Raw genomic sequence first — 25,160 nt, 5'->3', positions numbered from 1 at the left:
TGTCACTCCCGTTGAGTTTAAAGCCACCGTCAGGTGGCTTGGTTTCGGCCTTGCATTGTGGTATTCTGAATCTGTTTTTGGTGTACCTGATACGTCCTTTTCCAAGGATGGTCAGCGGCGGGTTTGCGTGGCTGCGCAATACCCGCTTTTTTATTGGGCTTCTTCTCCGCCTGTCGGACCGCTTTCGTGGTCTCCTTCAGCATTAAGGCCTCTCCGTTGTGCCAGATCAGCAAGGCCCCGCTAAGTGTCTCTCGGACCTCGACAACGGATTTGGCATCCCAGTGTCCCGGTACCGCCTTGGCGAAGGTGTAAATCCTCCCGCCGTACGAAAGCGTTCGGCCCGTACCCAGCTTACGATGTTCACGTGTCGTGAATACATGCTCTAAGCGTACGTCCTTGCCAAGCTTGCGGTAAGCGGAGTCGGCAGATACGGGGGCTACGGCAAACTGCTTGTTGTGCTTGGCGATAAGCTTGGGGAGTGCCTTATTGGCCTCCTCGATGGTCGATACACCGAGCAATCGCAGCTCAATGACGAGGCGGTCCTGCAGCGTCACCCAGAGGCGCTCAATGCGGCCCTTGGCTTGCGGCGTGACGGCCTTGATGTGTTCGATGCCCAATTCATGCATAGCCTTGCCAAAGTGCGAGAGGGGCTTGGTCATGCCAGCAAGCTGCTGCTCCAAGGTAAGTTTCTCGTTCGGCGAACGGAAGATGGTGTGGCGATCGCTGTAGAGTCCGAGTGGGATGCCTTGTTTCTTGATTCCCTGCATCATCACAAGCGAATACCCTTCGCGGCATTCAGTGGGCATGAATACGGCGCCTGTCACGATGCCGGTAGCGTCGTCGATGGCGGCGTGAAGGGCAAAGACAGGGGCACGATCCTCGAGCCAAGCATACGGAGTTGCGTCGATCTGCCAAAGCATACCGACTTGGGAGCGACGTTTACGGGGCTGGTGCACCTTCGAACGTCTACGCTGTTTCGCCGATTTCAAACCCTTGGTGAGGAGAATGCGACGTGTGCTGACGCCGCTTAGTTCAATCCCCTCATGCTCAGCAAGCAGTTCGGCAAAGTGACAGCTGTTGCTGCCTTGATACTTTTGTGTGTAAAGTTCCGCGACTCGATCCTTGATTTCCGCGGACAAGGCATGAACGGGCTTACGTCCGCGATTGCCGTGAGCGATCCCCCCAGCGTTTCCGACTTGATAACGTTTTTTCAGACGTTGAACCTGTCTAACCGAAAGCCCCAGCAGGGCAGCTCCTTCCTCATTCGTCATGTGTCCATCCAACACTTTCTCCACAACCAATACCTTCTTCAGCTCTGTGTTCGTCAATGTCATGGTCTCCTGTCTCATAGTGACATTATCTCAGAACAGTTACAGGGTGACATTATCACAGACGAACAACATCGAACAATAATGTATGTTGACAAATAAAAATTTTTATGTTATAATTAATTTTTATACGTTTGACTATTAATTTCCCTTCGATTATGATGGATGTCGAGACATCGATACCTATTCGTAACGGAGGTTTTTTTCATGATCATCGCGAATGGAATTGCAATGTTATCGCTCAGCGCCAATGTCATGGGCCAAACCAATGTCATTCATCCGACGCTGCTCTGGGGCGGCGATCGCGTCGTGCTCGTCGATACGGGCTTTCCCGGACAGCTGCCGCTCCTGCAAGCGGCGGCGGCCGAAGCGGGACGAACGCTCGAGTCGATCACCGACCTGATCCTCACGCACCAGGACATCGATCATATCGGGTGTCTGCCCGCGCTGCTGGAGCATATCCGGCCCCGTCCCGTCGTGTGGGCGTCCGAAATCGAACAGCCTTATATTCAAGGCGACCGGCTGCTCGTCAAAATCACGCCCGGCGCCGTCGAACAAGCGGTTGCCGCGCTTCCCAAAGAAGTGCCGGACGAGATGCGCAGCGCGTTCAAGCACCGGCTGTTGAATCCGCCGGCAGGCCCCGTCGACCGCCTGATCGGCTTCGGCCGGACCGAGCTGCCCGTCGAAGGTCTCGCAGCGCTCGATACGCCCGGGCATACGCCGGGACATGTGAGCCTTTATCACGCGGCTAGCCGGACGCTCATCGCCGGCGATGCGCTCAAGCTTCACGAAGGCAAGCTGCAGCTGCCCGAAGCAAGGCTCAATTCGGATAACGACCAGGCGCTGCGCTCGCTGGAGCAGCTGACAGGGCTAGAAATCGCTGGCGTTGTCTGCTATCACGGCGGATACTTCCAGGGCGATGCGCGCGCGCAAATCCGGGAGCTGCTCGAGCAAGCCTCGGGCCGCTAATTCCGCGCATGCCAAACAGCGTCACGACCGTTTCCCGGAGAAGAAACGGTCGTGACGCTGTTCGTGAATGATCGCGCGGCTTCCCGGCTTGTTCGTCCAATATAACCGCAGTCGCAGAAACTATAGAATCTATGATTCCTTCTGACAATCCTCGCAGACGCCGAACACTTCAAAACGATGGTTCATGATTTTGAAATTGCCGGGCAGGTCCTGCAGCTGCTCCATCGGGCAGTACTCGAACGTCAGCGTCTTCTCGCAATTGATGCAGATCAAGTGATGATGGTGATGCTCCAGACAGCTGGCGCGAAACTTCAAGCCGCCCTCCATGAAATAAAACTGTTCGAGCGCTCCCATCTCGCTGAGCAGCCGCAAATTCCGGTATACCGTATCGAAGCTGACGCCGGGATACGCGACCGTCATTTGATCGTACACGTCCTTCGGGGACATATACCCTACCGCGCGCGCGAAAATTTCCGCCATCTCCCGCCGCTGCTCCGTAATCCGCCAACCGTTATCCGACATGATGCCGATCATCTGCTTGACGGTATCATGCCGATGTGAATCAGCCATCTTCCTCGTCCTTCCCGTTCCCTATCGTTCACCGGCGCTTTCGCCGACCTTGGTTGAAAATACCGCTGTCCGCGCGGCAATTTCCGCGCAGCTATTTTATAGTTTAGCATAAATCGCGCATCATGCCTCTATTTTGGGCGAAATCCCCTGCCGTACTGCTAGCCGGGCGGGTTATCCCCGCTCGGCTAGCAAGCCCTCATACCGCGCGATCTGGGCTGCGCTGATTTCGCGCAGCGACAGCCCTTTCATCCAGGCCGCGTACCACTCGGCGACCAGCATAACCGCCTGGCGCGCATCCAGGCGGGCATGCCAGCCAAGCCGCACCGCGGCCTTGGCTGTATCGAGCAGGGGCGCGGCGGACGGCCCGCGCCCCCGCTCGCCCGCTCCGGCGGCTTCGCGCTCCGCCGCCGCCGGCACAGCCCAGTGGCTGCCGAGGCCGTCGCACAGCGCCTCGGCCAGCCACGCCTGCGTCCGCGCATCGGCAGCGCGCGGACCGAAGTTCCACGCCTCGGCGAAGGCATCGCCGCCGGGCGGGAACAGGCGCTGCGCGAGCGCGAGGCAGCCCGCGAGCGCCTCAAGCACGTGCAGCCACGGCCAGGCCTCGCCCGGCCTGTCGGCTGCCGGCAGCTGCAGCGCGCGCCCCTGCGCAACCGCGCGCACGCAGTCGGGGACGAAGCGGCCGGCCGCGAAATCGCCGCCGCCGATCAGATGGCCCGTGCGCGCCGTCGCCATCGCGGGCCCTTCCGCGCCGCAAGCGAAGAAAGCGCGCCGGAACGCGGCCGCGACAAGCTCCGCGCAAGCCTTGCCCGCGGCTGCGGGCGTATCGCCGCCGAGCGGGTCGCTTTCGCGCAAGCCGGCTGCCCAAGGCTGGGCCGCATAGCAATCGTCCGCGGTCACAAGGACGACCGCCCGCACGGGCACGTCGCCGGATACGAGCCGCACCGCGTCGAGCAGCGCGGCCGTTCCGACGGACTCGACGCCGAACAGCTCGGCGAACGCAGGCTCGTCTAGCGACGCAGGCGTCGAAGCGCCCGCCAAATGAAAGATCAGATCGGGTTTTGCTTGCTGTAAAGCCGCGACGAGCTGCCGCGTATCGCGGATATCGCCGCGAATCCACGGCACGTAGGCTTCCAGCCCGCACATCCGGTACATGGACGCGTTTGCCGCCAGACCGTTGCTATAGCCGGTCACGAACGCGCCGAGCCGTTCCAGCCACAACGTCAGCCAGCTGCCCATGAACCCGGTATGCCCCGTAAGAAAGACCCTCTTCCCCGACCAAAAATCACGCTCCAGCATTGCGGACTTCATCATCCTCTCCGCTTCGCCAACGAAGCTGTCAGAGCTGAACCGCTCTTTGTCTACAACGTATGCATCCGCCCTGCCGCACGTTTTTGTCCGACGCCGAACTGGGCGCGCCCAACCGCGAGCGGACAAGCCCGACGTTCAGGACGGATGCCGCATATCCGGCACACAGATTTCAGCGTCTGTCCACGCTGCCAATACTGCTTTAACCCGCCACTCGCTCCCACTCATTGCCACCCTCCGGCCTATAACCCGAATCTCGGCCTGTGCCCACGCTGCCAATACTGCTTTAACCCGCCACTCGCCCACGCCCAATCCCGCCGCCCTGCCTCCGGTCCAAACGCCCGAACAACGAAAAACCGGGGGCATTCACCCCCGGCCGTTCCTGAACTTCTGCGTATGCGCCTTCGCCTCGTCGGTATTGGTGACCCGATTGCGGCTCCATTCGATCAGAATCCGGTCGATGTACCGGAAATGCAGCTTCCCCGCGAACACCGCTTCCTTGAGCGCGAAGCGGATCAGTTCGTCCGGATAGCGGTCCTGGTCGACCCAGGCGCTGATCGTCTCGCATTCCATCGGCGAGAGCGGCCGCCCGAACTCCTGCTCGAACGCCGTGAACAAGTCCGCCGGCCGCACCCAATCCGCACCGTCCGCGACATCCGCATCCATCGCCGCGTAACGCTCGGGCTGCGTCTCCCGTTCGAGCTCCAGCGACCGTTTCGCTTCATCCGCCAGCCATTCGGCGCTGCGGATAATGAAGCCCGTCCAATTGTATCGCTCGACGGCAATGCCGCTGACGGCATCCACCTCGCCGTCGATGGCGAGCAGCCCTTCCTTCATCAAGCGGCCGAGCAAGCCGTGCGCCGCCTTCGGCAGAATGCCGAGCCGGTCCGCCAGCTGCTCCGGCGTTGGAAAATCGATGCCTTCCACCTGCCGGAACAGCATCAGCTGCATCATCAGCATCATTTCCGTATCGGATAGGCCGATGCCGCGGTAAGCGCGCAGCAGACCGGCGGGAACGGCGACGCTGCCGCTGTTCATCGCGGCCGCCATCCCCCGCGCGTAAGCCTTCCACATTTCGTTTTTCACCGGTCACCCCTCCTTGGTTGCATAGGCGGGCAGTACTCCCATGCGCATTTGCGACTATGCACATGAATACGACCAGTCTAGGTTGCATAGGCGAGCAGTACTCCCATGTGCATTCGCAAATCTATACACGAGTACGACCAGTCCCATTGCCATGTAGAAACTTGCCTTCCTTCAACCATTACGGGTACAAGCGATACAGCATCCGCGGGAACGGAATCGTCTCGCGCACGTGGTCGAGCCCGCAGATCCAGGCTACCGTGCGTTCCAGTCCCAGGCCGAAGCCGGAATGCGGCACCGTGCCGTATTTGCGCAGGTCGAGGTACCATTGGTACGCTTCCGTCGACAGCTCATGCTCGGCGAACCGCTCCGCGAGCAGCTCCGGATCGTCGATCCGCTGCGAGCCGCCGATGATTTCCCCGTATCCTTCCGGCGCGATCATGTCGGCGCAGAGCACCACTTCCGGACGGTTCGGATCCGGCTTCATATAGAAGGCTTTGAACGACGTCGGGTAGTGCGTAATGAATACCGGACGGTCGTATTTCTCGGCAATGGCCGTCTCGTGCGGCGCGCCGAAATCCTCGCCCCACTGGATTTCATGCCCCTGCTCCTGCAGGAACTTGATCGCCTCGTCGTACGTGATGCGCGGGAACGGCGCTTGAATCGCCTCCAGCTTGCCGACGTCGCGGCCGATCGTTTCCAGTTCCTTGCGGCAGTGCTTGAGCACGTTCTGCACGACGAAGGAGACGAACTGCTCCTGCACGCGCAGGTTCTCCTCGTGATCGACGAACGCCATCTCCGGCTCGATCATCCAGAACTCGATCAGATGGCGGCGCGTCTTCGACTTCTCGGCGCGGAACGTCGGTCCGAACGAATACACTTTGCCGAGCGCCATCGCCGCGGCTTCCATGTACAGCTGACCGCTCTGCGTCAAATACGCGTCCTCGTCGAAATATTTCGTATGGAACAGATTCGTCGTGCCTTCGCAGGACGACGGCGTCAGAACCGGCGGATCGACCAGCGTGAAATTCCGTTCGTCGAAGAACTGCTGGATCGAACGGATGATCTCCGCCCGGATCACGAGAATGGCCCGCTGCTTCGGCGCGCGGAGCCACAGATGGCGGCGGTCCATCAGATAGTCGACGCCATGCTCCTTCGGCGTGATCGGATAATCCTGCGCCAGCTGGATGATCTCGACCTCCTCCACCGTCAGCTCGAAGCCGGATTGGCTGCGCGGCTCTTCCCGCACGATGCCCTTCACGTAAAGCGAGCTTTCCTGCGTCAGCTCCTTCGCCGCGTTCCATACCTTCTCCTCGACTTCGCTCTTCACGACTACGCCCTGCACGTAACCGATGCCGTCGCGCAGCTGCAGGAATTGGATTTTCCCGCTGGAGCGTTTGCCGTTCAGCCAGCAGCCGATCCAGACCGACTGCCCGACGGCTCCTTTCAATTGTCCGATCGTCGTTAATGTTCTCATATGCGATGCATCGCCTTCCTTTATGGAATGTTACTTCATCGTTAGGTTGCCTTATCGTTATCGCTCATCTTTCGTCAATTGATACGTATCGCGGGCGATGAGCAGCTCTTCGTTCGTCGGCACGACGAGCGCCTTCACGCGGGAGTCGTCGGTCGTAATATAACGCGCTTCCTTGGAATGGATCGCATTGCGCGCTTCGTCCAGCTCGATGCCGAGGAATGTCAGGTTCTCGCAGACGGCTTTCCGCACCGCCGCCGAATTCTCGCCGACGCCCGCCGTAAACACGACGGCGTCCAGTCCGTTCATGCCCGCCGCGTACGCGCCGATATATTTGCGCAGCCGGTACGTGTACATGTCGAACGCCAGCTTCGCCTGCTTGTCGCCTTCGTCCATCGCCTCGACGATCTCGCGCATGTCGCTGCCGATACCGCTGATCGCCTGCAATCCGCTGTGCTTGTTCAGCATCGAATTGACTTCGTTCAGCGTCAGCTCTTCCTTGTTCATCGTAAACGGCACGATCGCCGGGTCCAGATCTCCGCTTCGCGTCCCCATCATCAAGCCTTCCAGCGGCGTCAAGCCCATGCTGGTGTCGAACGACTTGCCGTTCAGGATCGCCGCGCAGCTCGCGCCGTTGCCGATATGGCAAGTGACGAGCTTCAGTTCTTCGAGCGGCATGCCCAGCTTCGCCGCCGCGTGCTTGCTGACGTAATCATGCGACGTGCCGTGGAAACCGTAGCGTCTGATTTTATGCCGGCGGTAGAGCACCATCGGGATCGCGTACAGGAACGATTCCTGCGGCATCGACTGATGGAACGCCGTATCGAAGACGACGACCTGCGGCACTTCGGGCAAATTGTATTCCACGGCCGCGATGCCCATCATCGCCGGCGGATTGTGCAGCGGCGCCAGATCGAACAGCCGGCGGATCTCTTTCTTCACGTCGTCGGTGACCAGCGTCGACTGCTTGAAGCTCTCGCCCCCGTGCACGACGCGGTGGCCGACGGCGTTGATTTCCTTCATCGAAGCGAGCACGCCGTGTTCTTTGTGAATCAGCATATCGATCAGCTTGCGGACCGCCGTGTTATGGTCGAGAATTTCGCTGACCTCGTTCACTTCCTGCTTCCCGGCCGGCTCGTGCACCAGAATCGAGGCGTCCATGCCGATGCGCTCCACCCGGCCTACGGCGAGCACGGATTCGTTCTCCATATTGTACAGCTGGTATTTGAGCGAGGAGCTGCCCGCGTTCATGACTAGAATGATCAAAGCCGGCCACCGTCCTTGTCGTAAGCGAAGAAGCCATGGCCGCTCTTGACGCCAAGCTGGCCGCCGCGCACCATTTTCTTCAAAATAAACGAAGGGCGGTATTTCAACTCCCCGTACTCCCTGAACATCCGCTCAAGCGCGGCCAATATGGAATCCAGGCCGAACCGGTCCGCCATCTCGAACGGCCCGTGCTGGAACGCATAGCCGATCCGCATCGCGCTGTCGATATCTTCCGCCGAGGCGACGCCTTCCTCCAGCACGTGCAGCGCTTCGTTGATGAACAAGCAGATGAGCCTCGTCGTCACGAATCCGGGCGATTCGAACACCATGACGCCTTTCTTATGTATTGTCGTTTCCACGAACGACTTCGTCCGCTCGAACACGTCGTCGCTCGTCTTGAGTCCGCGCACGATTTCGACCAGGTCCGTCTTATTGACCGGATAGACGAAATGCATCCCGATGACGCGGCCCGGGCTGGACGTAACGCTCGCCAGCTCCGTCAGGCTGAGCGTCGACGTATTGCTCGCCAGTATGACTTCGGGCAGGCACACCGCATCCAGTTCCTTGAAGATCGCCAGCTTGCTGTCCAAATCTTCCGTTATCGTTTCGATGACCAGCTCGCAAGCTTGCAGCTCGTTCAAGGACGACTTCGCATGAATCCGGCTCATCACGAGCTTCTTCTCGGCAGCCGTCACCGCCCATCGTTCCATTTGCTTATCCAGACTTTGCTCGATCAAGCCGATGGCGTGAGCGAGACGGTCATCGCTCTGCTCCGCCAGGTACACGTCAAGCCCGTTGGAAGCAAGCATTTCGCATATGCTCTGGCCCATCGTTCCGGCGCCTACGACGCCGACTTTTCGTACTGCTGTCAACATGCCCACCCCCATATGTCTGTCTTTATTATACCGTTTATGAACAGAAATAAGAAGGCGGATCAGGCTCCGCCTTCTCGAGTTGCCTTGCATGCTTGATTATTGCGCGATCGCTTCGCCGCGGCCGGCCGTCAGCTCTTGCAGCAGCGAACGGAACCGGTCGCCGCTCAGCGTTTCTTCCCGGATCAACACGTCGAGCGCAGACAAGAACACGCTGCGATGCGCTTCGAGCATGTATTTGGTGCGCTGCATCAGCCCGTTCAATATATCCCCGGTGACGGTCGCCCACTTGTCCGGCGTCATCATGGAGCCGTCGATGATGCCGAGCTCCGTCAATCCGGATTCCACCATGGAACGAACGATGTTCATCGCCTGCTCGAAATCGCCGCGCGAGCCCGTGCTGCGTTCGCCGTAGAACATTTCTTCGGCTGCGGCGCCGCCAAGCGCGATCATGATCTGGCTTTCCAGAAACACCTTCGTGTACAAATACTTGTCCTGCTGCGGATTATGACGCACGTAACCGAGCGCGCCGCCGCGCGGCAGCAGCGCGACCTGCGATACGCTGCCCGGACGGACGAGCTCCGCCGCGATCGCATGGCCGAGCTCATGCAGCGCCACGCGCTCGCGCTCTTCGTTCGTCGCTTCGCGGTCGGTCCGCTCGCCCATCATCACTTTGTCGATCGCCATGGACAGATGGCGCTGGCTGATCGTATCGCCATTCTCGCGCATCGCGTAGATGGCCGCTTCGTTCATGACGCTCTCCAGCTGCGCGCCGGAGAAGCCGAACGATTCCTCCGCGATCTTCTCCAGATTGACGTCGTCCGCGTCGATCGGCTTGTTCCGCGCATGGAGATTCAAGATATGCTCGCGGCCCTTCTTATCCGGCAGATCGACGGCGATGTGGCGGTCGAACCGGCCGGGACGAAGCAGCGCGCCGTCGAGCATCTCCTTCCGGTTCGTCGCCCCGATCAGCAGTATGCGCGGGGAGTCCGACGTATGGATGCCGTCGAGCTCCGTCAGCAGCTGGTTCAGCGTCTGATCGTATTCCCGCTGCTGCCCGCCGTCGCGTTTGCCGCCGATGACGTCGATCTCGTCGATGAAGATGACGGCGCTGCTCTTGCCCTGCTTGGCCGCCTTCTGGCGCGCTTCCTTGAACAAATCGCGGATGCGGCTCGCGCCGACGCCGACGTACATTTCGACGAATTCGGAACCGGATGCGCCCAGATAGACGGAATCGGTGTAGCTGGCCGCCGCTTTCGCCAGCAGCGTTTTGCCCGTTCCCGGAGGGCCCGTAAGCAGAATGCCCTTCAAGGGACGAATGCCGAATTTCGAGATTTGATCGACGTGAACGAGGAAATCAAGCGCTTCGATCAGCTCCTGCTTCGCCCGGTCCTGGCCGCCGATCTCTTCGAACGACAGCGGCTGCAGCGGACGCGGCTTGCCTTTGCGCTCGCCGCCGACCGTCGCCAGATGTCCCTTCGACTTCGCCATGTAGATCAAACCGCCGACGATCACGGCCAGCAGCACGAACGGAATCACGTTGACGTTCATCGCAAACTGAAGAAATAAAATCAAGACCGGCACGAAGCCGATCAGCATTTCCTTCCCGTATTTACGCATTTGGCCACACCCCGATCGTGTTGGATACGCGCGGCAGCACGATATATTTCACGGCTTGGTCGTCCTTCAGCGTAATGTAGACGTTCGAGTCGTCCATCTCCGACATGGCTTGAATGCCGGGGTATTTGCTTTCCGTCTGTTTCATTGCGGCCGGAATAGCCGCGTAGCTGCGGTGATCCATCGCTTGCGCGATTTCGAACAGCATCGATGACCACACATCGTCGAGCTTGTCGGACGAGCCGGATTTCGCAATATTCAGTTTCAGTTCTTTCTTGCCGATGATGTCGTCGCCCTTCGTGGCGATCGTATCGTATATGCTTCGGAGATTCGCATCCCGGTTTAAGGTCAAATCGACGGTGACGGTGCTGCGGCCGATGACAGGCTTGGCTTCCACGACGCCCGGCGTGCTCGTCGCGATACGGTCGAGCGGCTTCAGATCGGCTACGTTGCGGTACATGAACCAGCCGCCGACCAATAATCCAGCCGTAATGACGGCGGTCAGCATGATCGGCAAAGGACGTAATTTCATAGCGAAAAGCTCCCTTCATCGCAGAATATGCTGTACTTTCGTCTATCAATTCCGCTATACGAAAGTATATCATAGACCGTTGATTCCAGGAGCCTGTAATTACAGGGAAGACTGGCTGATCCTGCTTCGCCTGACATTCCCGATGTTTATTGAGACGGCAGCTTGTACATGACGATGAGCGAGCCGTCGCGGAAACGATAGAAGTCGTAGTAATGATACGTCGTTCCGGCCTGATCGCGCGAATAGAAGATCTCCCACACCGGCTCTCCGCCGAAAATGCCGAGCCGGACATGGGCGATGTCGGCATCGGGCTTCTCGCTCAGGAATTGCGCTTCGACCGCGTCCTTCGTCAGGCCCTCGCTTGCCCGCAGCGTGATGGAGGCGTCTTTCTTCAGCCAGACGTACGTATCGGCGTCGTTCGCGTCTTTCCCTTCCACGACCCAGATCGGCTCGTCCCACGTATAAGCGTAGGAATCCGTCACTTCCTTCAGTCCGCTTCGTTCCTTGGCCTCCGCTTCGACCGTCTTCTGTTCCGCCCACACGGGCGATTCCACATACCGGTAATAGACATTCACGGATACGAGCAGCGCTATGATGACGAGCAGGCTGAGGATCACCCATCGTTTGGCCGTCATGAACGGCGCCCGTTTGAATTGATTGACGCGCATCAGCTCGACAGCAGCCGCTCAAAGCAGCGCTGCGCCTCCGCGCGGATCTGCGCATCGTCGAGGAAGACGCACGCGCCGTTCTTAACCACTTGTACGCCGTCGACCCATACATGCTTCACATCCCGGCCTGAGCCGGAATAGACGAGATGGGAGACGATTTCCGTCCGCGGATAGAAATGCGGCTGTTCGGCGTCGATGGCGATGAAGTCGGCTTTCATGCCTTCCTTCAGCATGCCGATACGCTCTTCCTGCCAGATGGCGCGCGCGCCGTAAACCGTACCCAGCTTGAGCGCTTCCCATGCCGGTACCGCGGTCGGATCGCCGGATACGCCCTTATGGATGAGCGCCGCCAGCCGGATTTCGTCGAACAGGTCGAGGTTGTTGTTGCTCGCCGCGCTGTCCGTTCCGAGCGACACCGTCACGCCGGCCTTCAACAAATCAGGCAAGCGGGCAATCCCGCTCGCGAGCTTCAGGTTGCTGGCCGGATTATGCGAGACGCCGACGCCGCGCTCGGCAAGCAGGGCGATTTCGTCGTCCGTCAGGTGAACGGCATGCGCCACGAGCGCCGGACCCGAGAAGAAGCCGAGCTTGTCCAGGTGCTCGACGGGACGGCAGCCGTAATCGTCGATGTTCTGCTGCACCTCGGCCGCGGACTCCGACATATGCGTATGGAGCGGCACGTTCAATTCTTGCGCCGCTTCGACGATGCGGGCGATGTAGTCCGGCGGGCATGTATACGGCGCGTGCGGCGACAGCATCGTCCGGATGCGGCCGTTCGCGCGGCCGTTCCAATCCCGCGCGAACTGTTTCGCCTCGTTCAGCTTGGCCGTCTGCACGTCCGGCGGGCATAGACCGATGACGCCGCGCGTCAGCAAGCCGCGCATCCCCGATTGCTCCACGACTTCCGCCACGATATGCATCCGGTCGTACATGTCGACGAACGTCGTCGTCCCCGAACGCAGCATCTCGCTGACCGCGAGCGCCGTGCCCCAGCGCGCGTCTTCGTCCGTGTATTTGCCTTCCATCGGCCACATCTTCTGTTCGAGCCATACTTGCAGCGCCTCGTCGTCGGAATAGCCGCGCAGCAGCGACATGGCGGCATGGCCGTGGGTGTTGATCAGGCCCGGCATATAGACGAAACCGTTCCCGTCGATCACTTCCGCGCCTTCCGGCGCCGGTTCCGGCAGCGCTTCGTCCAGATACAGAATGGTGTCGCCTTCGATAACCATATGGCCTTTCAGCACGGGACGGGCATCGTCCATCGTGACGAAGGTACCGTCTTTAATCCAGATCCGCTTCATCTTCGTTCTCCTCTTCGTTCAAGTAATACGCCAGGCTCATCAGCTCGGTCGTGAAATTCGCGTAATGAATCCGCACTTGGTCCTGCACGCGCAGAATCGTCGGCGCGAAATTAAGGATGCCGTCCACGCCCGCTTCGACGAATTGATCGGCCACGTTCTGCGCTTCGGCAGCCGGCACGGTAATGATGCCGATCCGAATGCTCAGATCCTGGATCGTCTCCGCCAGCTTCTCCATCGGCAGCACGGTCAAGCCGTTGATCGACACGCCGATCATCGACGGATTAATGTCGAATACGGCCGTTATTTTCATATTGTCCTTCAAGTACATGTTGTAATTGCACAACGCGCGGCCCAAATTCCCCGCGCCGACAAGCGCCACGTTAAGCGGCTGGTCCAGCTTCAGAATCTGCTTGATCTTCTCGATCAGATACGTGACGTCATAACCGATTCCCTTCCGGCCGAAATCGCCGAAATAGGCGAGATCCTTACGGATTTGAGCGGGATTCAGGTCAAGCCTGTTGCCAAGCTCCTGCGATGAAACCGTCTGCACATCCCGCATATGCAAGTCGTTCAGCACTTGCAAATACACGGGAAGCCTGCGAACGACCGCTTCGGATATTTTCATCGGTTTCATAATTCCACTCCTTCTTCTCGTGGTGTCAGCCATTCGCGCATGCGCGGAACGATCTGATCCACATGCATCGTTTCAATCTTAGGTCCCGGGAGCGAATAGAGAAAATACTTGCCGTAGTACGTATCGATGACGCGCGTATCATAGATAAGGACGATGCCGCGGTCGCTGCCCGTGCGCACGAGCCGGCCGAAGCCTTGCTTGAAGCGGATGACCGCCTGCGGAATCGACAGCTTCATGAACGGATTCTGCTTCTGTTCCTGCAGCAGCTCCGATTTCGCTTCGACAAGCGGATGGTTCGGCGGCTGGAACGGCAGGCGGACGATGGCGAGACAGGTGAGCGCGTCTCCGGGAATGTCGACGCCTTCCCAGAAGCTGCTCGTCCCGAGCAGAACGGAAGCCGCCTGCTGCTGAAACCTTCGGGTCAGCTTGCTCCGGTTGCTGCTGTCGATGCCCTGGCCGAGCACCTGAATGTCGTGATGGACGAGCGCTTCCTTGAGCGGCTCGTACACCTGCTTCAGCATCTTGTAGGACGTGAACAGCACCAGCATCCGGCCTTTCGTCTCGATCGCCGTTTCCGTCAGCGACTTGACGAGCAGCTCGTTGAACATCGGATCGCCCGAGGCACCTTTGAGCACCGGGAAGTTGCGGGGGATGATGACGAGCGCCTGTTCCCGATAGTTGAACGGAGACGGCAGCTGGACCGTCTTCAGTCGGCCCGCCTCCTCTTCGCCGGCCAAGCCGAGCTGCTCGCACGCGTACTGGAACGACTTCTGCACGGACAGCGTCGCGGAGGTCATGATGACGCTTCGCTTCGCATCGAAGAAATACGTGCGCAGCTGACTGCTTACGTCGGCCGGCACGGCATACAGCTGCACCGATTTCGCCCGCGATACGCTGCTTGCCTCGAGCCAATACACCGTATCCGTTTGATCCGCCTTCATGAACTGGCGCAAGTCGTCTCGGGCTCTCGCCAGATCCTTGACGGTGCCGCTCAAATCCGTGACGAGCGCCGCGATGCCCGGATCGTCGATCTCCTCCTTGATCGCCGCGAATACTTTATCCAGCGGCCGCACGATCTGGCTCAAGTAGCCGTGCACCGCTTCTTCGATCAATTGCGCTTCCTTCCACAGCTCGGGCAGCTTGCCGCCGCGCAGGCGGAGCACGTATTGTCCCGCCTCGCCGCTTCCCGCGCCGTCCTGCGCCGCGTTCCTTGCGCCGGATGCGCCGGCGCTCATCAAGCCGTATAACAGCTCGAACAGCCTGTCCCATTCATCGCGCAGCTCGCCGAATACCGGAACGACTTCGTCGATCTCTTCCCGCCATTTCTGCGTCTGTTCCACGTTCTCGTTCGCCAGTCTGCTGTTAAGCGCGATCAATTGGCCGTTACGGGCATCCTTGCATAAGCGGAATACGGGCTGCTGGATGGAATAATACGAGACTTGAGTGCCGAGATGCTTGCCTGCAACGTCTTCCAGATGATGCGCCTCGTCCAGAATGAGATGCTCGTAGCCCGGCAGCAGCCGATGATCCGCGCGGATATCGGTGAACAGCATCGAATGGTTCGTAATCACGACGTCGGCGATGTTCGCTTCCTGCTTCGCGCGGTGATAATAACAGCGCTTGAACCAGGGACAGCTGCGGTTAAGGCAGGAATCCGCATCGCTTGCGACGACGCTCCAGAAGTCGGCGCCCCGGTTGCCGAAATTCAGCTCCTCCTGGTCGCCGTGATCCGATTCGCTGAGCCAGACGACCATTTGCGCTGCCGTAATGCGGTCTTCGGCAGGCGCCTGAAAATCGCGCATATTCACCTTGTTCTCGAACTTGCGCAGGCATAAATAATTGCCGCGTCCTTTGAAGACTGCAGCTTTGAACGGATAGGGCATCACGGCGAGCAGGAGCGGCAAATCTCTTGATCGCAGCTGTTCCTGAAGATTGATCGTGTGCGTGCTGACGACTATCTTCTTATTATGCTGGACACCATAGTAGAGTGCGGGGATCAGATAGCCGAGCGATTTGCCCGTGCCCGTGCCCGCTTCGATCAGCAGATGGCGCTCCGCTTCGAAGGCATCGATCACTTCCTGGAACATCATGTTCTGCGGTTCCCGTTCTTCGTAGCCCGGCACGATCGCGGCGATGCCTGTCTTAATATGATCGAGGAACGCCGGGAACGTCCAATCCGCAGCCGACGCTGCCTGCTCGTCTTCGCCGCGCGGATGCTGCTCTTCCGTCCAATCGCCGGCTTTCATGGCGAATTGCCGGAAGTAGGCGTAGGCGTCCATATCGATCGCGGACTGCATTTCTTTCTTCAGCGCGAACTGCGACATGAGCCAGCCGAGATCGTCCGTCTCGTCGCCGAGGATTTGCGCCAGCCGCTGAATCGTGAGGAGCGGAAGGCTTTCCAGCTTGCGACAGCAAGCAGCGAACAGCTCCGCCGTTGCCATGGCGTCGCTGTCCGCTTGGTGATGCCGATCATGCGCGATGCCGAATACTTCCGTCACCGCGCCGAGCTGATAAGTCGTCAATGTCGGATACAAAATCCGCAGCAGTCCGATGGTGTCCAGCCGCCTGCCGTCGAACGATACATAGCCGCACCGGTCCAGCGCCGCATTCAGAAACCCGGCGTCGAACCCGACATTATGCGCCACGAGCACGGAATCGCTGAGCAGCGGCACGACCTCGAGCAGCACTTCCTCCAGCTCGGGCGCGTCCGCCGTCATCGAATCGTCGATGCCGGTCAGCCCCGTTATGAAAGCGGGAATCGGAATGGTCGGCTTGACGAACGAGCTGTACGTCCGCACGACCTTCATATCCTCGTCCATCAGAACGAGGCCGACCTGTATAATTTCATCGCCGGCGCCGTGGCCGGTCGTTTCTAAATCCAGTACGGCATAATTCATCCGGTACTTATCCTCCCCAAGTTCGGAAAAATCCGTGCACCGAAGCCAAAACAGACGGATCGGTGCACGGTTCTTCCATGCGAAACGGCTGCACTGCACGATGCGCGTTCCGTTATAGCTGGCCGCTGCCAAAATAAAGCGATAATTGACCCGCCTGCTGCTCGCATGATTTCATGTTGGCCAGCGGATCGGTGAAATCCGGGTCGGCCTCGTGCGCCTTCTCGAAATAATGGGCCGCCTGCGCCAGGTTCATCCGAACCGCTTGAATGCAGCCCAGCGCGTTCAAGCCGAGCGCCCGCCATTTCGGATGCTCCGTCACTTCGACGAGCAGCTGAAAATGCCGCTGCGCCTCATGCCATTCCTGCAAATGCATGAAGGTCATGCCGAGGAACAAGCGCGCCCGGTTATCATCCGGGAACAAAGCGACGGCTTGTTCGAAATGCTTGGCCGCATCGCGGAACATCAGCAGCTTGAAATAGCCTTGGCCTTTCGACATCGACCGGTACAGCTCATCCGCCGTTTCCGGATCCTTGCTCTGCATGCTTGACGCTTGCCCCTGTACGGCCGCTGGACCGGGGGACGCCGGCGGAGCGGCGGAAATGATTTTCGGATAGTCCGCCGCTCCCGTCGCCGCCTTCGCCTGCTCCGTATTCGGTGCCGCGTTCTTCTGTTCGCTGTTGCAGCACTGCTGCTTCAAGTCGCGGAAATCGGCCATGTTCTCTTCGAACTGCAGCCATTCCTCGATGAATTGATCGCTGAATTGCTTCAGCTTGGCTAATTGCTCATCCAGTCGTTTGCGCTCTGTGTCGTTTGCATGCGGATAATGGATTATAATGTCCCGGAGAATGTCCTGCATCGTTGCAAATACATGCTTGAACATGGTACGCACCACCTTCGCGCCGTTGTCGTAGAGAATGAAGCCCGCGCCGCCGGAAGAACGGCGGCAGTCGATTCACCATGTGCTCATTCTTTGCCCGGGCACCGCTTTTCATACTCCATCCCAAACGTATCACAGCGCTGACGCTGATTGGTTTCAGCATTCATCCCTTTCACGACAAAAGTCGGGAAATGCAATTCAGCGAGCTTACATAATCGTGGCGTGCAGCTCCTCGTTCATCAATTGGACGGGCTTGTTGGCCGCATCCAAAATGACGACTTTCGGTTTGTACGCGCGCGCTTCCTCGTCCGTCATCGTACCGTAAGCGATAATAATGACATTGTCGCCCGGTTGTACCAGGCGGGCCGCCGCGCCGTTCAAGCAAATGACGCCGGAGCCGCGCGGACCGGTAATGACGTACGTTTCCAGCCGTGCGCCATTGTTGTTGTTGACGATCTGAACTTTCTCGTTCGGCCAGATATCGGCCATTTCCATTAAATCCTCGTCGATCGTGATGCTGCCGACATAATTGAGGTTCGCCTCAGTGACGGTTGCCCGATGCAGCTTGGATTTCATCATGGTTCTGAACATGCGGTTCACCTCCGGCAGGTTGGAATAGTCGGTTATCGATCAAGCGCGTGCCGCCGAATTTCACGGCCAGCGCGAGAATAAGTCGATCATGCAGCTCCGCAAGCTTGCGCTCGGGGTCGAGCGGCCGCAAGGAAGGATAATGCAGCAATTCCACGTAATCGATGACGGCCAGCGGCGCGGTGCGAATGTTGGCGATCGCCGCGCGCAGCAGCTCGCCCGCCGTCATCGCCGGCTGAAGGAGCAGCTCGCCCGCCAGTTGAAGCGTATGGGAGAGAACTAGCGCTTGCTTGCGCTGCTCCGGCTCCAAGTAGACGTTGCGCGAACTCATCGCCAATCCGTCCGGCTCGCGCACCGTCTCGCATGGGATGATGTCGACCGGCATGTTGAGATCGTTCGCCATCTGCTGGATAACCGCCACCTGCTGCGCGTCTTTCATGCCGAAGTAGGCGCGGTCCGGCTGCACGAGGTTGAACAGCTTGCTGACGACGGTTCCGACGCCGTCGAAATGCCCCGGCCGGGAAGCGCCGCATAACGACTCCGTCACTTCGCTGATCAGCACGCGGGTCAGCGGCTTCGTCGGGTACATTTCGCTGACGGAAGGCGCGAACAACAGATCGGCGCCGTTATGCTCCGCAAGCGCGGCATCGCGCTCCAGATCGCGCGGGTAGCGGTCGAAATCTTCGCTCGGACCGAATTGCAGCGGGTTGACGAAGACGGATACGACCGTAAACTCGCATTCGCTGCCGGCGCGCCGCATCAAGCTGGCATGGCCCTCGTGCAGGTAGCCCATCGTCGGCACGAGACCGACGAAACCGTTCGGCGATTTGCTCCGCTGACGGGCCAGCGCCGCTTTCAATTCGGTAATCGTCGTGCAGAGAATCATGGCTGGCCGCCTCCCTGCGCCGCATCCGCCGCCGAAGCGGGCGTTTCCTTCGCTTGCTTCTGGCCCGCGTTGTCGTTCGCGGTGCCGGAATCGCCTCCGCTGCCGTACAGCCGCAGCAGCACTTCCTGCTCCATCGGAAACGCATGCGCCTGCTGCGGGAACTCGCGCGTCTTGACGTCGCTCACGTACGCGCTGATGGCGCTCCGGATCGTCGTGCCGATATCCGCGTACGTTTTGACGAACCGTTTCTCATGATAAGGCGATGCGTATTGCAGGATATCATGGTACACGAGCACTTGACCGTCGCAGCCGCGGCCCGCTCCGATACCGATAATCGGAATGGACAGCGACGAGGTAATGGCTTCGGCCAGCGGCTCCGTCACCAGCTCGAGCACGATGGCGAACGCGCCGGCGGCTTCCAGCGCCTTGGCGTCTTCGACGAGCCGCTGCGCTTCCTTCTCCAGCTTGCCTTGTACCTTGTAGCCGCCGAGCTGATGCACCGATTGCGGCGTCAGGCCGAGATGGCCCATGACGGGAATGCCGGCACGAACGAGCGCCGCCACTTCCTCCGCGATCTCCGCGCCGCCTTCCATCTTCACGGCATGCGCATGGCCTTCCTGCATCAGTCTGGCCGCATTCCTGAGCGTCGTTTCTTTGCCGGTATGATACGTCATGAACGGCATATCCGCGACGATGAATGTATGTCTTGCTCCCCGGGCTACCGTCCGGCTGTGGTACACCATATCGTCTAACGTCACGGGAATCGTCGTATCGTAGCCGAGCACGACGTTGCCGAGCGAATCCCCGACGAGTATAATGTCGATCTCCGCTTCCTCCGCCAGCTTGGCGGCAGGGTAATCGTACGCGGTGAGCATGGAAATCGGCTCGCCGTTCTGTTTCATTTTCCGTAATTTCGTAATCGTCAACGCTTGTTTCATGGGTTTCGTCCTCCTTCGGATTGGATGGGCGTCCGCGTGGCTCATGCCTAGTTAAAGCTTTCACGATCGGCGTTCGTCCTATGTGATCAACGCAAAAAAACCTTTCAGCCGCCGCTTAAAAGGCTCCAAGTCAAAAAGGAACATCCTGGCCCGGGTGAAACGGCGGTCGCCGACTGCACGGCCTGAAGCTTCACTTCCGGGAAATACAAGTTCCGTACAAAGCGAACCTTATACGCACCTGCATTACAAGCGGGCTCCTTCTGTCTCGGTCCCTGACGGCTCAGAGCAGAATCGCACAGTCTTGCTGATGTGGCGTATCATCCTTATTCTGCTACATGCTTCTTCTGCCTGGGTGCGGTTCGCGATGCGCGATACCGCCCCGGTTCGAAGCATGACTGGTAAGGCGAGTATATCAAAAAAAAAGTTCCCCGTCTATGAACGGTTATCCCCCGCGGGGAGCAGCTGTTCGGCCGAAAATAACGGGACGACCGTGCCGTCGTCCTTCCGTGCGAGCAGGGCGCCCTGCTCGCTCAGGCCGATCGGCGTGGCGATCGTTTCCGCGCCATCGATGAAGAGCCGCGTCGGCTTATGGAGCGTGACCGACAGCGCCTCCCATAGCATCTGGATCGGCGAGAAGCCTTCCCGCTGATAGATCGCGTAGAGCTGCTGGAACTGTGCGAAGAACCCGGCGATGATCTCGCTGCGGTCAAGCGGCTTGCCGAGCTGGATGCGCAGCGATGTCGCGATATCGAGCAGCTCCGGCGGGTAATCGTCCGCCGTTAAGTTCACGCTGATGCCGACGCCCGCGATTACGTAGCGCAGCCGTTCCTCTTCGGCCGTCGACTCCAGCAGGATGCCGCTGATTTTCTTGCCGCCGATGAGCAGGTCGTTCGGCCATTTGATGCCGATATCGAGCGGCTGCGCCGCGGCGCGCAGCGCCCGGCACAGCGCGACCGCCGTCAGCAGCGTCAACTGGGGCGCGAAATGAATCGGCATGCCCGGACGCAGGACGAAGCTCATCCAGATGCCCTTGCCTGCCGGAGACACCCATTTGCGTCCCATGCGTCCGCGGCCGTTCGTCTGCTGCTCCGCGATGACGAGCGTCCCTTCGGGCGCTCCGTCCTCGGCGAGCCGATGCGCGATGTTTTGCGTCGAATCGACCTCGTCGAACAGCCGGATGCCGCTGATCATCGACACGTTCATCTCCTGCAGCTTCAAGGCGAGGCTTTGCGGCGTCAGCTTCGATGGCCGGCCGACGAGCCGGTAGCCGAGCCGACGCGACGCTTCGATCTGGTAGCCGGCGGATTCGAGCTTCTTGATCTGTTTCCAGATCGCCGTCCGGCTGATTCGCAGCTCTTGGCTGAGCAGCTCGCCGGACAAGTAGCCTTCGCCCTGCTGCTGTTCGAGCAGCTCAAGAATGCGGTTATTCATCATATGTCACCTCGATACGTAGCGTCATTCGATTTCTCGTTCTTTCGTTTGCAGCAGCGCCGCCGCTTCGGCAAGCAGCGACTCGCGCTCGTTCGGCACCCTGCCGAGCGCCGCCGCCTCGAGCAGGCGCTGCAGCAGTGCTCCGAGCCAGGGGCCCGAAGGCTTCCCGGCCAAGCTCAGCAGATCCTTGCCCTTGACGGCAAGCTCCTTGACCGAGCAGGCGGGCATCGTTTGCAGCGATTCCCGAAGCCGATTCAGCTTGGCTTCCGCCGAAGAAACCCGCTCGCCGATGCCGGCTGTCCCGAACGCCAATTCGGGAATCGCGCCGACGACGGCAAGCCAGCCCGCTGCGGCAGGCTTGCCGTGCTTGAGCACGGACAAGCGCCAATGCGCTCGCAGCTCCGGCTCGTCCGTTCTACTATCAATACCCGTTTCTTCGGCAATCATCACATCACGGGCGGCGTCAGCTGCATCTGTATGGGATAACAGACGCAGCGACATCGCTTCATGGAGGCCCATAATCGCCGCGAGCCTCGCGCTTCGCTGCGACGAGTATTTCAACAGCCCGAACAGTTCGGAAGCTTGTCCGCCGCGCAGCGACAGCGCCGCGCACACTGCGGCCCATCGATCCTCGCTGTCCGTGATCAGATGCAGACGCCGCATCGTCCGGGCGATAAGCGCCATCCGCCGGCCGGCAGACGCCGCCGCCCCCGTACCTGCGGATGCCACAGCTAAGGGAGACTCGGCTATCGCTGCGTGCCGGCGGACGGCCTTGGCCTTCGCATAAGCTTCGGCGGCGTCAAGCATGGCGGCCGGCAGACGCTCCTTCGTCCATGCCAGCATGCCGCTTGAAGCAAGCAGCGCAGCCGCCCGGTTCGGGCGGCTGCCGGCGATCATTTTATCGAGCTCGAGGCCTACCCGCTCCATCGCGATATGAACCAAGCGTTCGCGATAACGGATAATCGCCCGCCACGTCATCGGCGCGATGCGCAGGTCATAAGCCGCGGCGAACCGCACTGCCCGCACGATCCGAAGCGCGTCCTCCTGCAGCCTCGCATCGGCGTCGCCGACGCAGCGCAGCCGTCTTCGCCGGAGATCGTCTTGCCCGCCGAACGGATCGACGATCGCGCCGTCGGAACGCATGGCCATGCTGTTGATCGTGAAATCTCTTCGCCGTAAATCCTCGTCCAACGCCGTCACGAACTCGACTTGCGCCGGACGGCGGAACCGTTCGTAGGCCGACTCCGTTCGAAACGTCGTCACTTCGTATGTTTCCTTCTCCTGCACGACCGTTACCGTCCCGTGCTGCAAGCCGGTCGGAATCGTCTGCGGGAACACCGCTATTACCTGCTCCGGCAAGGCGGCCGTTGCAATATCGATGTCCTTCAGCGGCTTCCCGAGCAGCGTGTCGCGGACGCAGCCGCCGACGAAGACCGTTTCATAGCCGCGCCGCTCCAGGGCGTAGAGCAAAGGGAGCGCCTTCGTCAGCGCTTCGCTCATCGACATGGCCCTCCCTCCTTTATCATTCGATTCGTTCGATTCGTTGTTATACGCGCGCCGCTCGCGTCATTCGCAGACCGGCTCCGGAATATCGGCTTCGATGCCGAGCGTCCGATAGTAGATCCGCTCGTATTCGGCCGTGATCAGATCGTTGCAGAACTGTCGGCGCGCCCGGTTCAAGCAAGCTTCGCGCACTTGCTGATATAGCGCATCGTTGCTCAGCAGCTTGATCGCGTGATAGGCCATGTCCTCCGTATCGCCGATCGGCGACAGGAACCCCGTTTCTCCGTGGGTAACGAGCTCGGGGATGCCGCCGGCCATGGACCCAATCGTCGGAACGCCGCATGCCATCGCTTCCAGCGCGACGAGGCCGAAGCTTTCCTTCTCCGAAGGAAGCAGCATCGCGTCGGCGATGGAGATGACTTGCGCGACGTCGTCTTGTTTGCCAAGGAAGTGCACGCGATCCTCCAGGCCCAGCTGACGGATCCACTGCTGCACTTTCGGCAGATCGGGGCCTTCGCCGACGAGCAGCAGCCGGCTCGGAATTTCCCGCGCGACCTTGGCGAATATGTCGACGACGTCATGCAGGCGCTTGACCGGCCTGAAGTTCGAGATGTGCATGAGAATCTTCTCGTCCTTCGAAGCGAAATCGCTCCGGAGCGAGCTGCATTCGCGCGGGAAGTACACCCGTTTGTCGACAAAGTTATACGTCAGCTCGATCGGCTTGTCGATATCGAGCAACTCTCTCGTTTCGCGGATCAGATCCTTGGACACCGCCGTAACGGCATCGCTTTTGTTAATCCCCATCCGGATCAGGTCTTTGAGCGACTCGTCCTGCGCCAGCACCGTTATGTCGGTGCCGTGCAGCGTCGTTACCGTGCGCAGGTTGTCGCCGACCATCTCTTTGGCCAAGTAGGCGCACACCGCATGCGGCACCGCATAATGCACATGAAGAATGTCCAGCTGCTGCATCTTGACGACCTGCGCCATTTTGCTGGCGAGCGATAAATCGTAAGGCGGATAACGGAAAACGTAATAATCGTTGACTTCCACTTCATGATAAAAAATATTTTTCTGGAACTGCCCCAGCCTGAAAGGGACGCTGTGGGTAATAAAATGAATTTCATGCCCTTTCTCCGCCAGCAGCTTCCCGAGCTCTGTCGCCACGACGCCCGAGCCTCCGAGCGTAGGGTAGCACGTAATGCCGATTTTCAATCTTCTGGTCATGCGCTGCACCTCCTGTTCGATCCCTATCTATGCCTATGCGGCTTCCGTGCGGCTTTGCACGCAGCCGTTGTACCGCGCAATGTTAAAATAACGTAACCGCATGCGGACGGCGAAGGGCAAACCCTTCGGCGTACGCCCAGCCGCGCGTTTGGCCGAGCAGCATGTCCCGCGCTTCCACCCGTTGGACGTAGCGGTCGGTCAGCGGCGTCCGCACGCGGTCTTCGCCGGGAGCGGGCGGCGCGAACTGGGAACGGTACGCTTGCAGCGCGGCAAGCTTCGTGCCGATCTGATCGCTGATATCCGTAATCAGGTTTACCTCGCCGCTGTCGTTAATGAAATAGAAGTATACCTGTTCGACCTGAACCGGCGGCAGCTCAGGCATATAATTGCGGAGCTTCGCATTGAACGCCGCTTCCTCGATCAGCTTGCTGCACGCGACATGATCGGGGTGACGGTCGCTCCAGTACGGCGCGAATACGATGCGCGGCCGCAGCCGGCGAATCTCGCCGACGATCGCGCTCAGCTGTTCCGCGGAACCGGTCAGTCCCCGGTCGGGCAGGCCCAGCACGGAACGGTGCGATAAGCCAAGCACCGCGGAAGCTTCGGCGGCTTCCTGCCGCCTCGTCTCCACGGTGCCGTTCGAGGACATTTCGGCCGCGGTCAGATCGCAGATCGCGACTTTGTACCCCTGCGCCGTATGCTTGGCGATCGTACCGCCCATGCCGATTTCGACATCGTCGGGATGGGCGCCGAACGCCAGGAAATCGACGGCGGCCGTCATTACGCTTCACCCGGCTTGTATTTATGCACGAGCTCCCGCCATGCAAAATCGCCGCGCTGCAGCGCCCGGACGAGTAGCTCGCCCGTCGCCACGTTCGTCGCGACCGGAATGCCTTGTACATCGCACAGGCGAAGCAAGGCGATAATGTCCGGTTCATGCGGCTGCGCCATCAGCGGATCGCGCAGGAAAATAATCAAGTCCATTTCGTTCTGCGCCACGAGCGCGCCGATCTGCTGGTCTCCTCCGAGCGGACCGGACATGAACCGGTGGATCTTCAGTTTCGTGCTTTCCATGATTCTCATGCCGGTCGTGCCGGTTGAATACAAGTTATGGCCCTCGAATACATGCTCGTAGGCCGTAACGAAGTTCACCATTTCATCTTTCTTTCGATCATGTGCAATAAACGCGATGTTCAA

The 25,160-nt window shown here is 59.7% G+C and carries 23 protein-coding genes; 1 reads left to right on the top strand and 22 read right to left on the bottom strand.

Annotated features, from left to right (window positions below; all coding sequences use genetic code 11):
- Positions 1-29 precede the first annotated feature (29 nt).
- The gene (locus tag GXP70_RS11995; protein WP_162360403.1) at positions 30-1,328 is read right to left on the bottom strand and encodes an ISNCY family transposase; all 1,299 of its coding nucleotides are present in this window, start codon (positions 1,326-1,328) and stop codon (positions 30-32) included.
- A 207-nt stretch (positions 1,329-1,535) separates the two neighbouring features.
- Here GXP70_RS11995 and GXP70_RS11990 point away from each other — a divergent pair, with 207 nt between their 5' ends.
- Entirely contained in the window at positions 1,536-2,297 is a 762-nt protein-coding gene (locus GXP70_RS11990) for an MBL fold metallo-hydrolase (RefSeq protein WP_162356927.1), read from the top strand.
- 129 nt (positions 2,298-2,426) lie between these two features.
- On the opposite strand, the gene GXP70_RS11985 is transcribed toward GXP70_RS11990, so the two are convergent.
- The 21 genes from GXP70_RS11985 to mgsA form a co-directional block, all read right to left on the bottom strand.
- Positions 2,427-2,867 carry a Fur family transcriptional regulator gene (locus GXP70_RS11985; protein ID WP_162356925.1) on the bottom strand — a complete coding sequence of 147 codons (441 nt, stop codon included), beginning with the start codon at positions 2,865-2,867 and terminating at the stop codon, positions 2,427-2,429.
- Positions 2,868-3,038: 171 nt separating this feature from the next.
- Entirely contained in the window at positions 3,039-4,178 is a 1,140-nt protein-coding gene (gene rfbG / locus GXP70_RS11980) for a CDP-glucose 4,6-dehydratase (RefSeq protein ID WP_162356923.1), read from the bottom strand.
- A gap of 360 nt (positions 4,179-4,538) precedes the next feature.
- The gene (locus GXP70_RS11975; protein WP_162356921.1) at positions 4,539-5,258 is read right to left on the bottom strand and encodes a DnaD domain-containing protein; all 720 of its coding nucleotides are present in this window, start codon (positions 5,256-5,258) and stop codon (positions 4,539-4,541) included.
- Between the two features lie 178 nt (positions 5,259-5,436).
- Positions 5,437-6,732, bottom strand: coding sequence for an asparagine--tRNA ligase (asnS, locus tag GXP70_RS11970; protein ID WP_162356920.1), 1,296 nt, complete (start codon positions 6,730-6,732; stop codon positions 5,437-5,439).
- 57 nt (positions 6,733-6,789) lie between these two features.
- A complete protein-coding gene (locus GXP70_RS11965; RefSeq protein WP_162356918.1) occupies positions 6,790-7,995 on the bottom strand; it encodes an acetate/propionate family kinase in 1,206 nt (401 codons plus the stop codon).
- Positions 7,992-8,825: a 3-hydroxyacyl-CoA dehydrogenase family protein gene (locus GXP70_RS11960; RefSeq protein WP_263864130.1), complete on the bottom strand. Its 834-nt coding sequence runs from the start codon at positions 8,823-8,825 to the stop codon at positions 7,992-7,994. Before GXP70_RS11960 ends, GXP70_RS11965 begins: the two co-directional genes overlap by 4 nt.
- A 141-nt stretch (positions 8,826-8,966) precedes the next feature.
- A complete protein-coding gene (locus GXP70_RS11955; RefSeq protein WP_162356914.1) occupies positions 8,967-10,487 on the bottom strand; it encodes an AAA family ATPase in 1,521 nt (506 codons plus the stop codon).
- The gene (locus GXP70_RS11950; protein ID WP_162356912.1) at positions 10,480-11,016 is read right to left on the bottom strand and encodes a hypothetical protein; all 537 of its coding nucleotides are present in this window, start codon (positions 11,014-11,016) and stop codon (positions 10,480-10,482) included. The genes GXP70_RS11955 and GXP70_RS11950 overlap by 8 nt, the downstream gene beginning before the upstream one ends.
- A 146-nt stretch (positions 11,017-11,162) precedes the next feature.
- Complete coding sequence (locus GXP70_RS11945) at positions 11,163-11,651, bottom strand: cell wall elongation regulator TseB-like domain-containing protein (RefSeq protein ID WP_162356910.1); 489 nt, start codon at positions 11,649-11,651, stop codon at positions 11,163-11,165.
- A gap of 32 nt (positions 11,652-11,683) precedes the next feature.
- Positions 11,684-12,985: an amidohydrolase gene (locus GXP70_RS11940; protein WP_162356908.1), complete on the bottom strand. Its 1,302-nt coding sequence runs from the start codon at positions 12,983-12,985 to the stop codon at positions 11,684-11,686.
- Complete coding sequence (locus tag GXP70_RS11935) at positions 12,966-13,619, bottom strand: redox-sensing transcriptional repressor Rex (RefSeq protein ID WP_162356906.1); 654 nt, start codon at positions 13,617-13,619, stop codon at positions 12,966-12,968. Before GXP70_RS11935 ends, GXP70_RS11940 begins: the two co-directional genes overlap by 20 nt.
- Positions 13,616-16,516, bottom strand: a complete 2,901-nt coding sequence (gene dinG, locus GXP70_RS11930) for an ATP-dependent DNA helicase DinG (RefSeq protein WP_162356904.1) — start codon at positions 16,514-16,516, stop codon at positions 13,616-13,618. The genes GXP70_RS11935 and dinG overlap by 4 nt, the downstream gene beginning before the upstream one ends.
- Before the next feature lie 112 nt (positions 16,517-16,628).
- Positions 16,629-17,396, bottom strand: coding sequence for a tetratricopeptide repeat protein (locus GXP70_RS11925; protein ID WP_162356902.1), 768 nt, complete (start codon positions 17,394-17,396; stop codon positions 16,629-16,631).
- A 204-nt stretch (positions 17,397-17,600) separates the two neighbouring features.
- Positions 17,601-17,984 (bottom strand): aspartate 1-decarboxylase, encoded by a 384-nt coding sequence (panD, locus tag GXP70_RS11920; protein ID WP_162356900.1) that lies wholly within the window; start codon positions 17,982-17,984, stop codon positions 17,601-17,603.
- Positions 17,935-18,867 (bottom strand): pantoate--beta-alanine ligase, encoded by a 933-nt coding sequence (panC, locus tag GXP70_RS11915; protein WP_162356898.1) that lies wholly within the window; start codon positions 18,865-18,867, stop codon positions 17,935-17,937. The genes panD and panC overlap by 50 nt, the downstream gene beginning before the upstream one ends.
- On the bottom strand, positions 18,864-19,805 hold the full coding sequence (gene panB / locus GXP70_RS11910; protein WP_162356896.1) for a 3-methyl-2-oxobutanoate hydroxymethyltransferase: 942 nt from the start codon (positions 19,803-19,805) through the stop codon (positions 18,864-18,866). Before panB ends, panC begins: the two co-directional genes overlap by 4 nt.
- Before the next feature lie 432 nt (positions 19,806-20,237).
- The gene (locus tag GXP70_RS11905) at positions 20,238-21,236 is read right to left on the bottom strand and encodes a biotin--[acetyl-CoA-carboxylase] ligase (protein WP_162356894.1); all 999 of its coding nucleotides are present in this window, start codon (positions 21,234-21,236) and stop codon (positions 20,238-20,240) included.
- A 24-nt stretch (positions 21,237-21,260) separates the two neighbouring features.
- Positions 21,261-22,742: a CCA tRNA nucleotidyltransferase gene (locus GXP70_RS11900; RefSeq protein WP_162356892.1), complete on the bottom strand. Its 1,482-nt coding sequence runs from the start codon at positions 22,740-22,742 to the stop codon at positions 21,261-21,263.
- A 60-nt stretch (positions 22,743-22,802) separates the two neighbouring features.
- Positions 22,803-23,963, bottom strand: coding sequence for an N-acetyl-alpha-D-glucosaminyl L-malate synthase BshA (bshA, locus tag GXP70_RS11895; protein ID WP_162356891.1), 1,161 nt, complete (start codon positions 23,961-23,963; stop codon positions 22,803-22,805).
- Between the two features lie 82 nt (positions 23,964-24,045).
- The gene (gene bshB1 / locus GXP70_RS11890; RefSeq protein ID WP_162356889.1) at positions 24,046-24,744 is read right to left on the bottom strand and encodes a bacillithiol biosynthesis deacetylase BshB1; all 699 of its coding nucleotides are present in this window, start codon (positions 24,742-24,744) and stop codon (positions 24,046-24,048) included.
- The gene (gene mgsA, locus GXP70_RS11885; RefSeq protein WP_263864129.1) at positions 24,744-25,118 is read right to left on the bottom strand and encodes a methylglyoxal synthase; all 375 of its coding nucleotides are present in this window, start codon (positions 25,116-25,118) and stop codon (positions 24,744-24,746) included. Before mgsA ends, bshB1 begins: the two co-directional genes overlap by 1 nt.
- Between the last annotated feature and the right edge of the window lie 42 nt (positions 25,119-25,160).

It is taken from the genome of Paenibacillus lycopersici (assembly GCF_010119935.1).
In the GTDB taxonomy this organism is placed as follows: Bacteria; Bacillota; Bacilli; order Paenibacillales; family Paenibacillaceae; genus Paenibacillus_Z; species Paenibacillus_Z lycopersici.
This window is presented reverse-complemented; position numbering and strand designations above follow the sequence as displayed.

Coding starts and splice junctions, on each gene's coding strand:
- GXP70_RS11990 (WP_162356927.1), top strand. CDS start 1,536: ATGATCATCGCGAATGGAATTGCAATGTTATCGCTCAGCGCCAATGTC.
- GXP70_RS11985 (WP_162356925.1), bottom strand. CDS start 2,867: ATGGCTGATTCACATCGGCATGATACCGTCAAGCAGATGATCGGCATC.
- rfbG (WP_162356923.1), bottom strand. CDS start 4,178: ATGATGAAGTCCGCAATGCTGGAGCGTGATTTTTGGTCGGGGAAGAGG.
- asnS (WP_162356920.1), bottom strand. CDS start 6,732: ATGAGAACATTAACGACGATCGGACAATTGAAAGGAGCCGTCGGGCAG.
- GXP70_RS11960 (WP_263864130.1), bottom strand. CDS start 8,825: ATGGGCCAGAGCATATGCGAAATGCTTGCTTCCAACGGGCTTGACGTG.
- GXP70_RS11955 (WP_162356914.1), bottom strand. CDS start 10,487: ATGCGTAAATACGGGAAGGAAATGCTGATCGGCTTCGTGCCGGTCTTG.
- GXP70_RS11950 (WP_162356912.1), bottom strand. CDS start 11,016: ATGAAATTACGTCCTTTGCCGATCATGCTGACCGCCGTCATTACGGCT.
- GXP70_RS11945 (WP_162356910.1), bottom strand. CDS start 11,651: ATGACGGCCAAACGATGGGTGATCCTCAGCCTGCTCGTCATCATAGCG.
- GXP70_RS11940 (WP_162356908.1), bottom strand. CDS start 12,985: ATGAAGCGGATCTGGATTAAAGACGGTACCTTCGTCACGATGGACGAT.
- GXP70_RS11935 (WP_162356906.1), bottom strand. CDS start 13,619: ATGAAACCGATGAAAATATCCGAAGCGGTCGTTCGCAGGCTTCCCGTG.
- dinG (WP_162356904.1), bottom strand. CDS start 16,516: ATGAATTATGCCGTACTGGATTTAGAAACGACCGGCCACGGCGCCGGC.
- GXP70_RS11925 (WP_162356902.1), bottom strand. CDS start 17,396: ATGTTCAAGCATGTATTTGCAACGATGCAGGACATTCTCCGGGACATT.
- panD (WP_162356900.1), bottom strand. CDS start 17,984: ATGTTCAGAACCATGATGAAATCCAAGCTGCATCGGGCAACCGTCACT.
- panC (WP_162356898.1), bottom strand. CDS start 18,867: ATGATTCTCTGCACGACGATTACCGAATTGAAAGCGGCGCTGGCCCGT.
- panB (WP_162356896.1), bottom strand. CDS start 19,805: ATGAAACAAGCGTTGACGATTACGAAATTACGGAAAATGAAACAGAAC.
- GXP70_RS11905 (WP_162356894.1), bottom strand. CDS start 21,236: ATGAATAACCGCATTCTTGAGCTGCTCGAACAGCAGCAGGGCGAAGGC.
- GXP70_RS11900 (WP_162356892.1), bottom strand. CDS start 22,742: ATGTCGATGAGCGAAGCGCTGACGAAGGCGCTCCCTTTGCTCTACGCC.
- bshA (WP_162356891.1), bottom strand. CDS start 23,963: ATGACCAGAAGATTGAAAATCGGCATTACGTGCTACCCTACGCTCGGA.
- bshB1 (WP_162356889.1), bottom strand. CDS start 24,744: ATGACGGCCGCCGTCGATTTCCTGGCGTTCGGCGCCCATCCCGACGAT.
- mgsA (WP_263864129.1), bottom strand. CDS start 25,118: ATGGTGAACTTCGTTACGGCCTACGAGCATGTATTCGAGGGCCATAAC.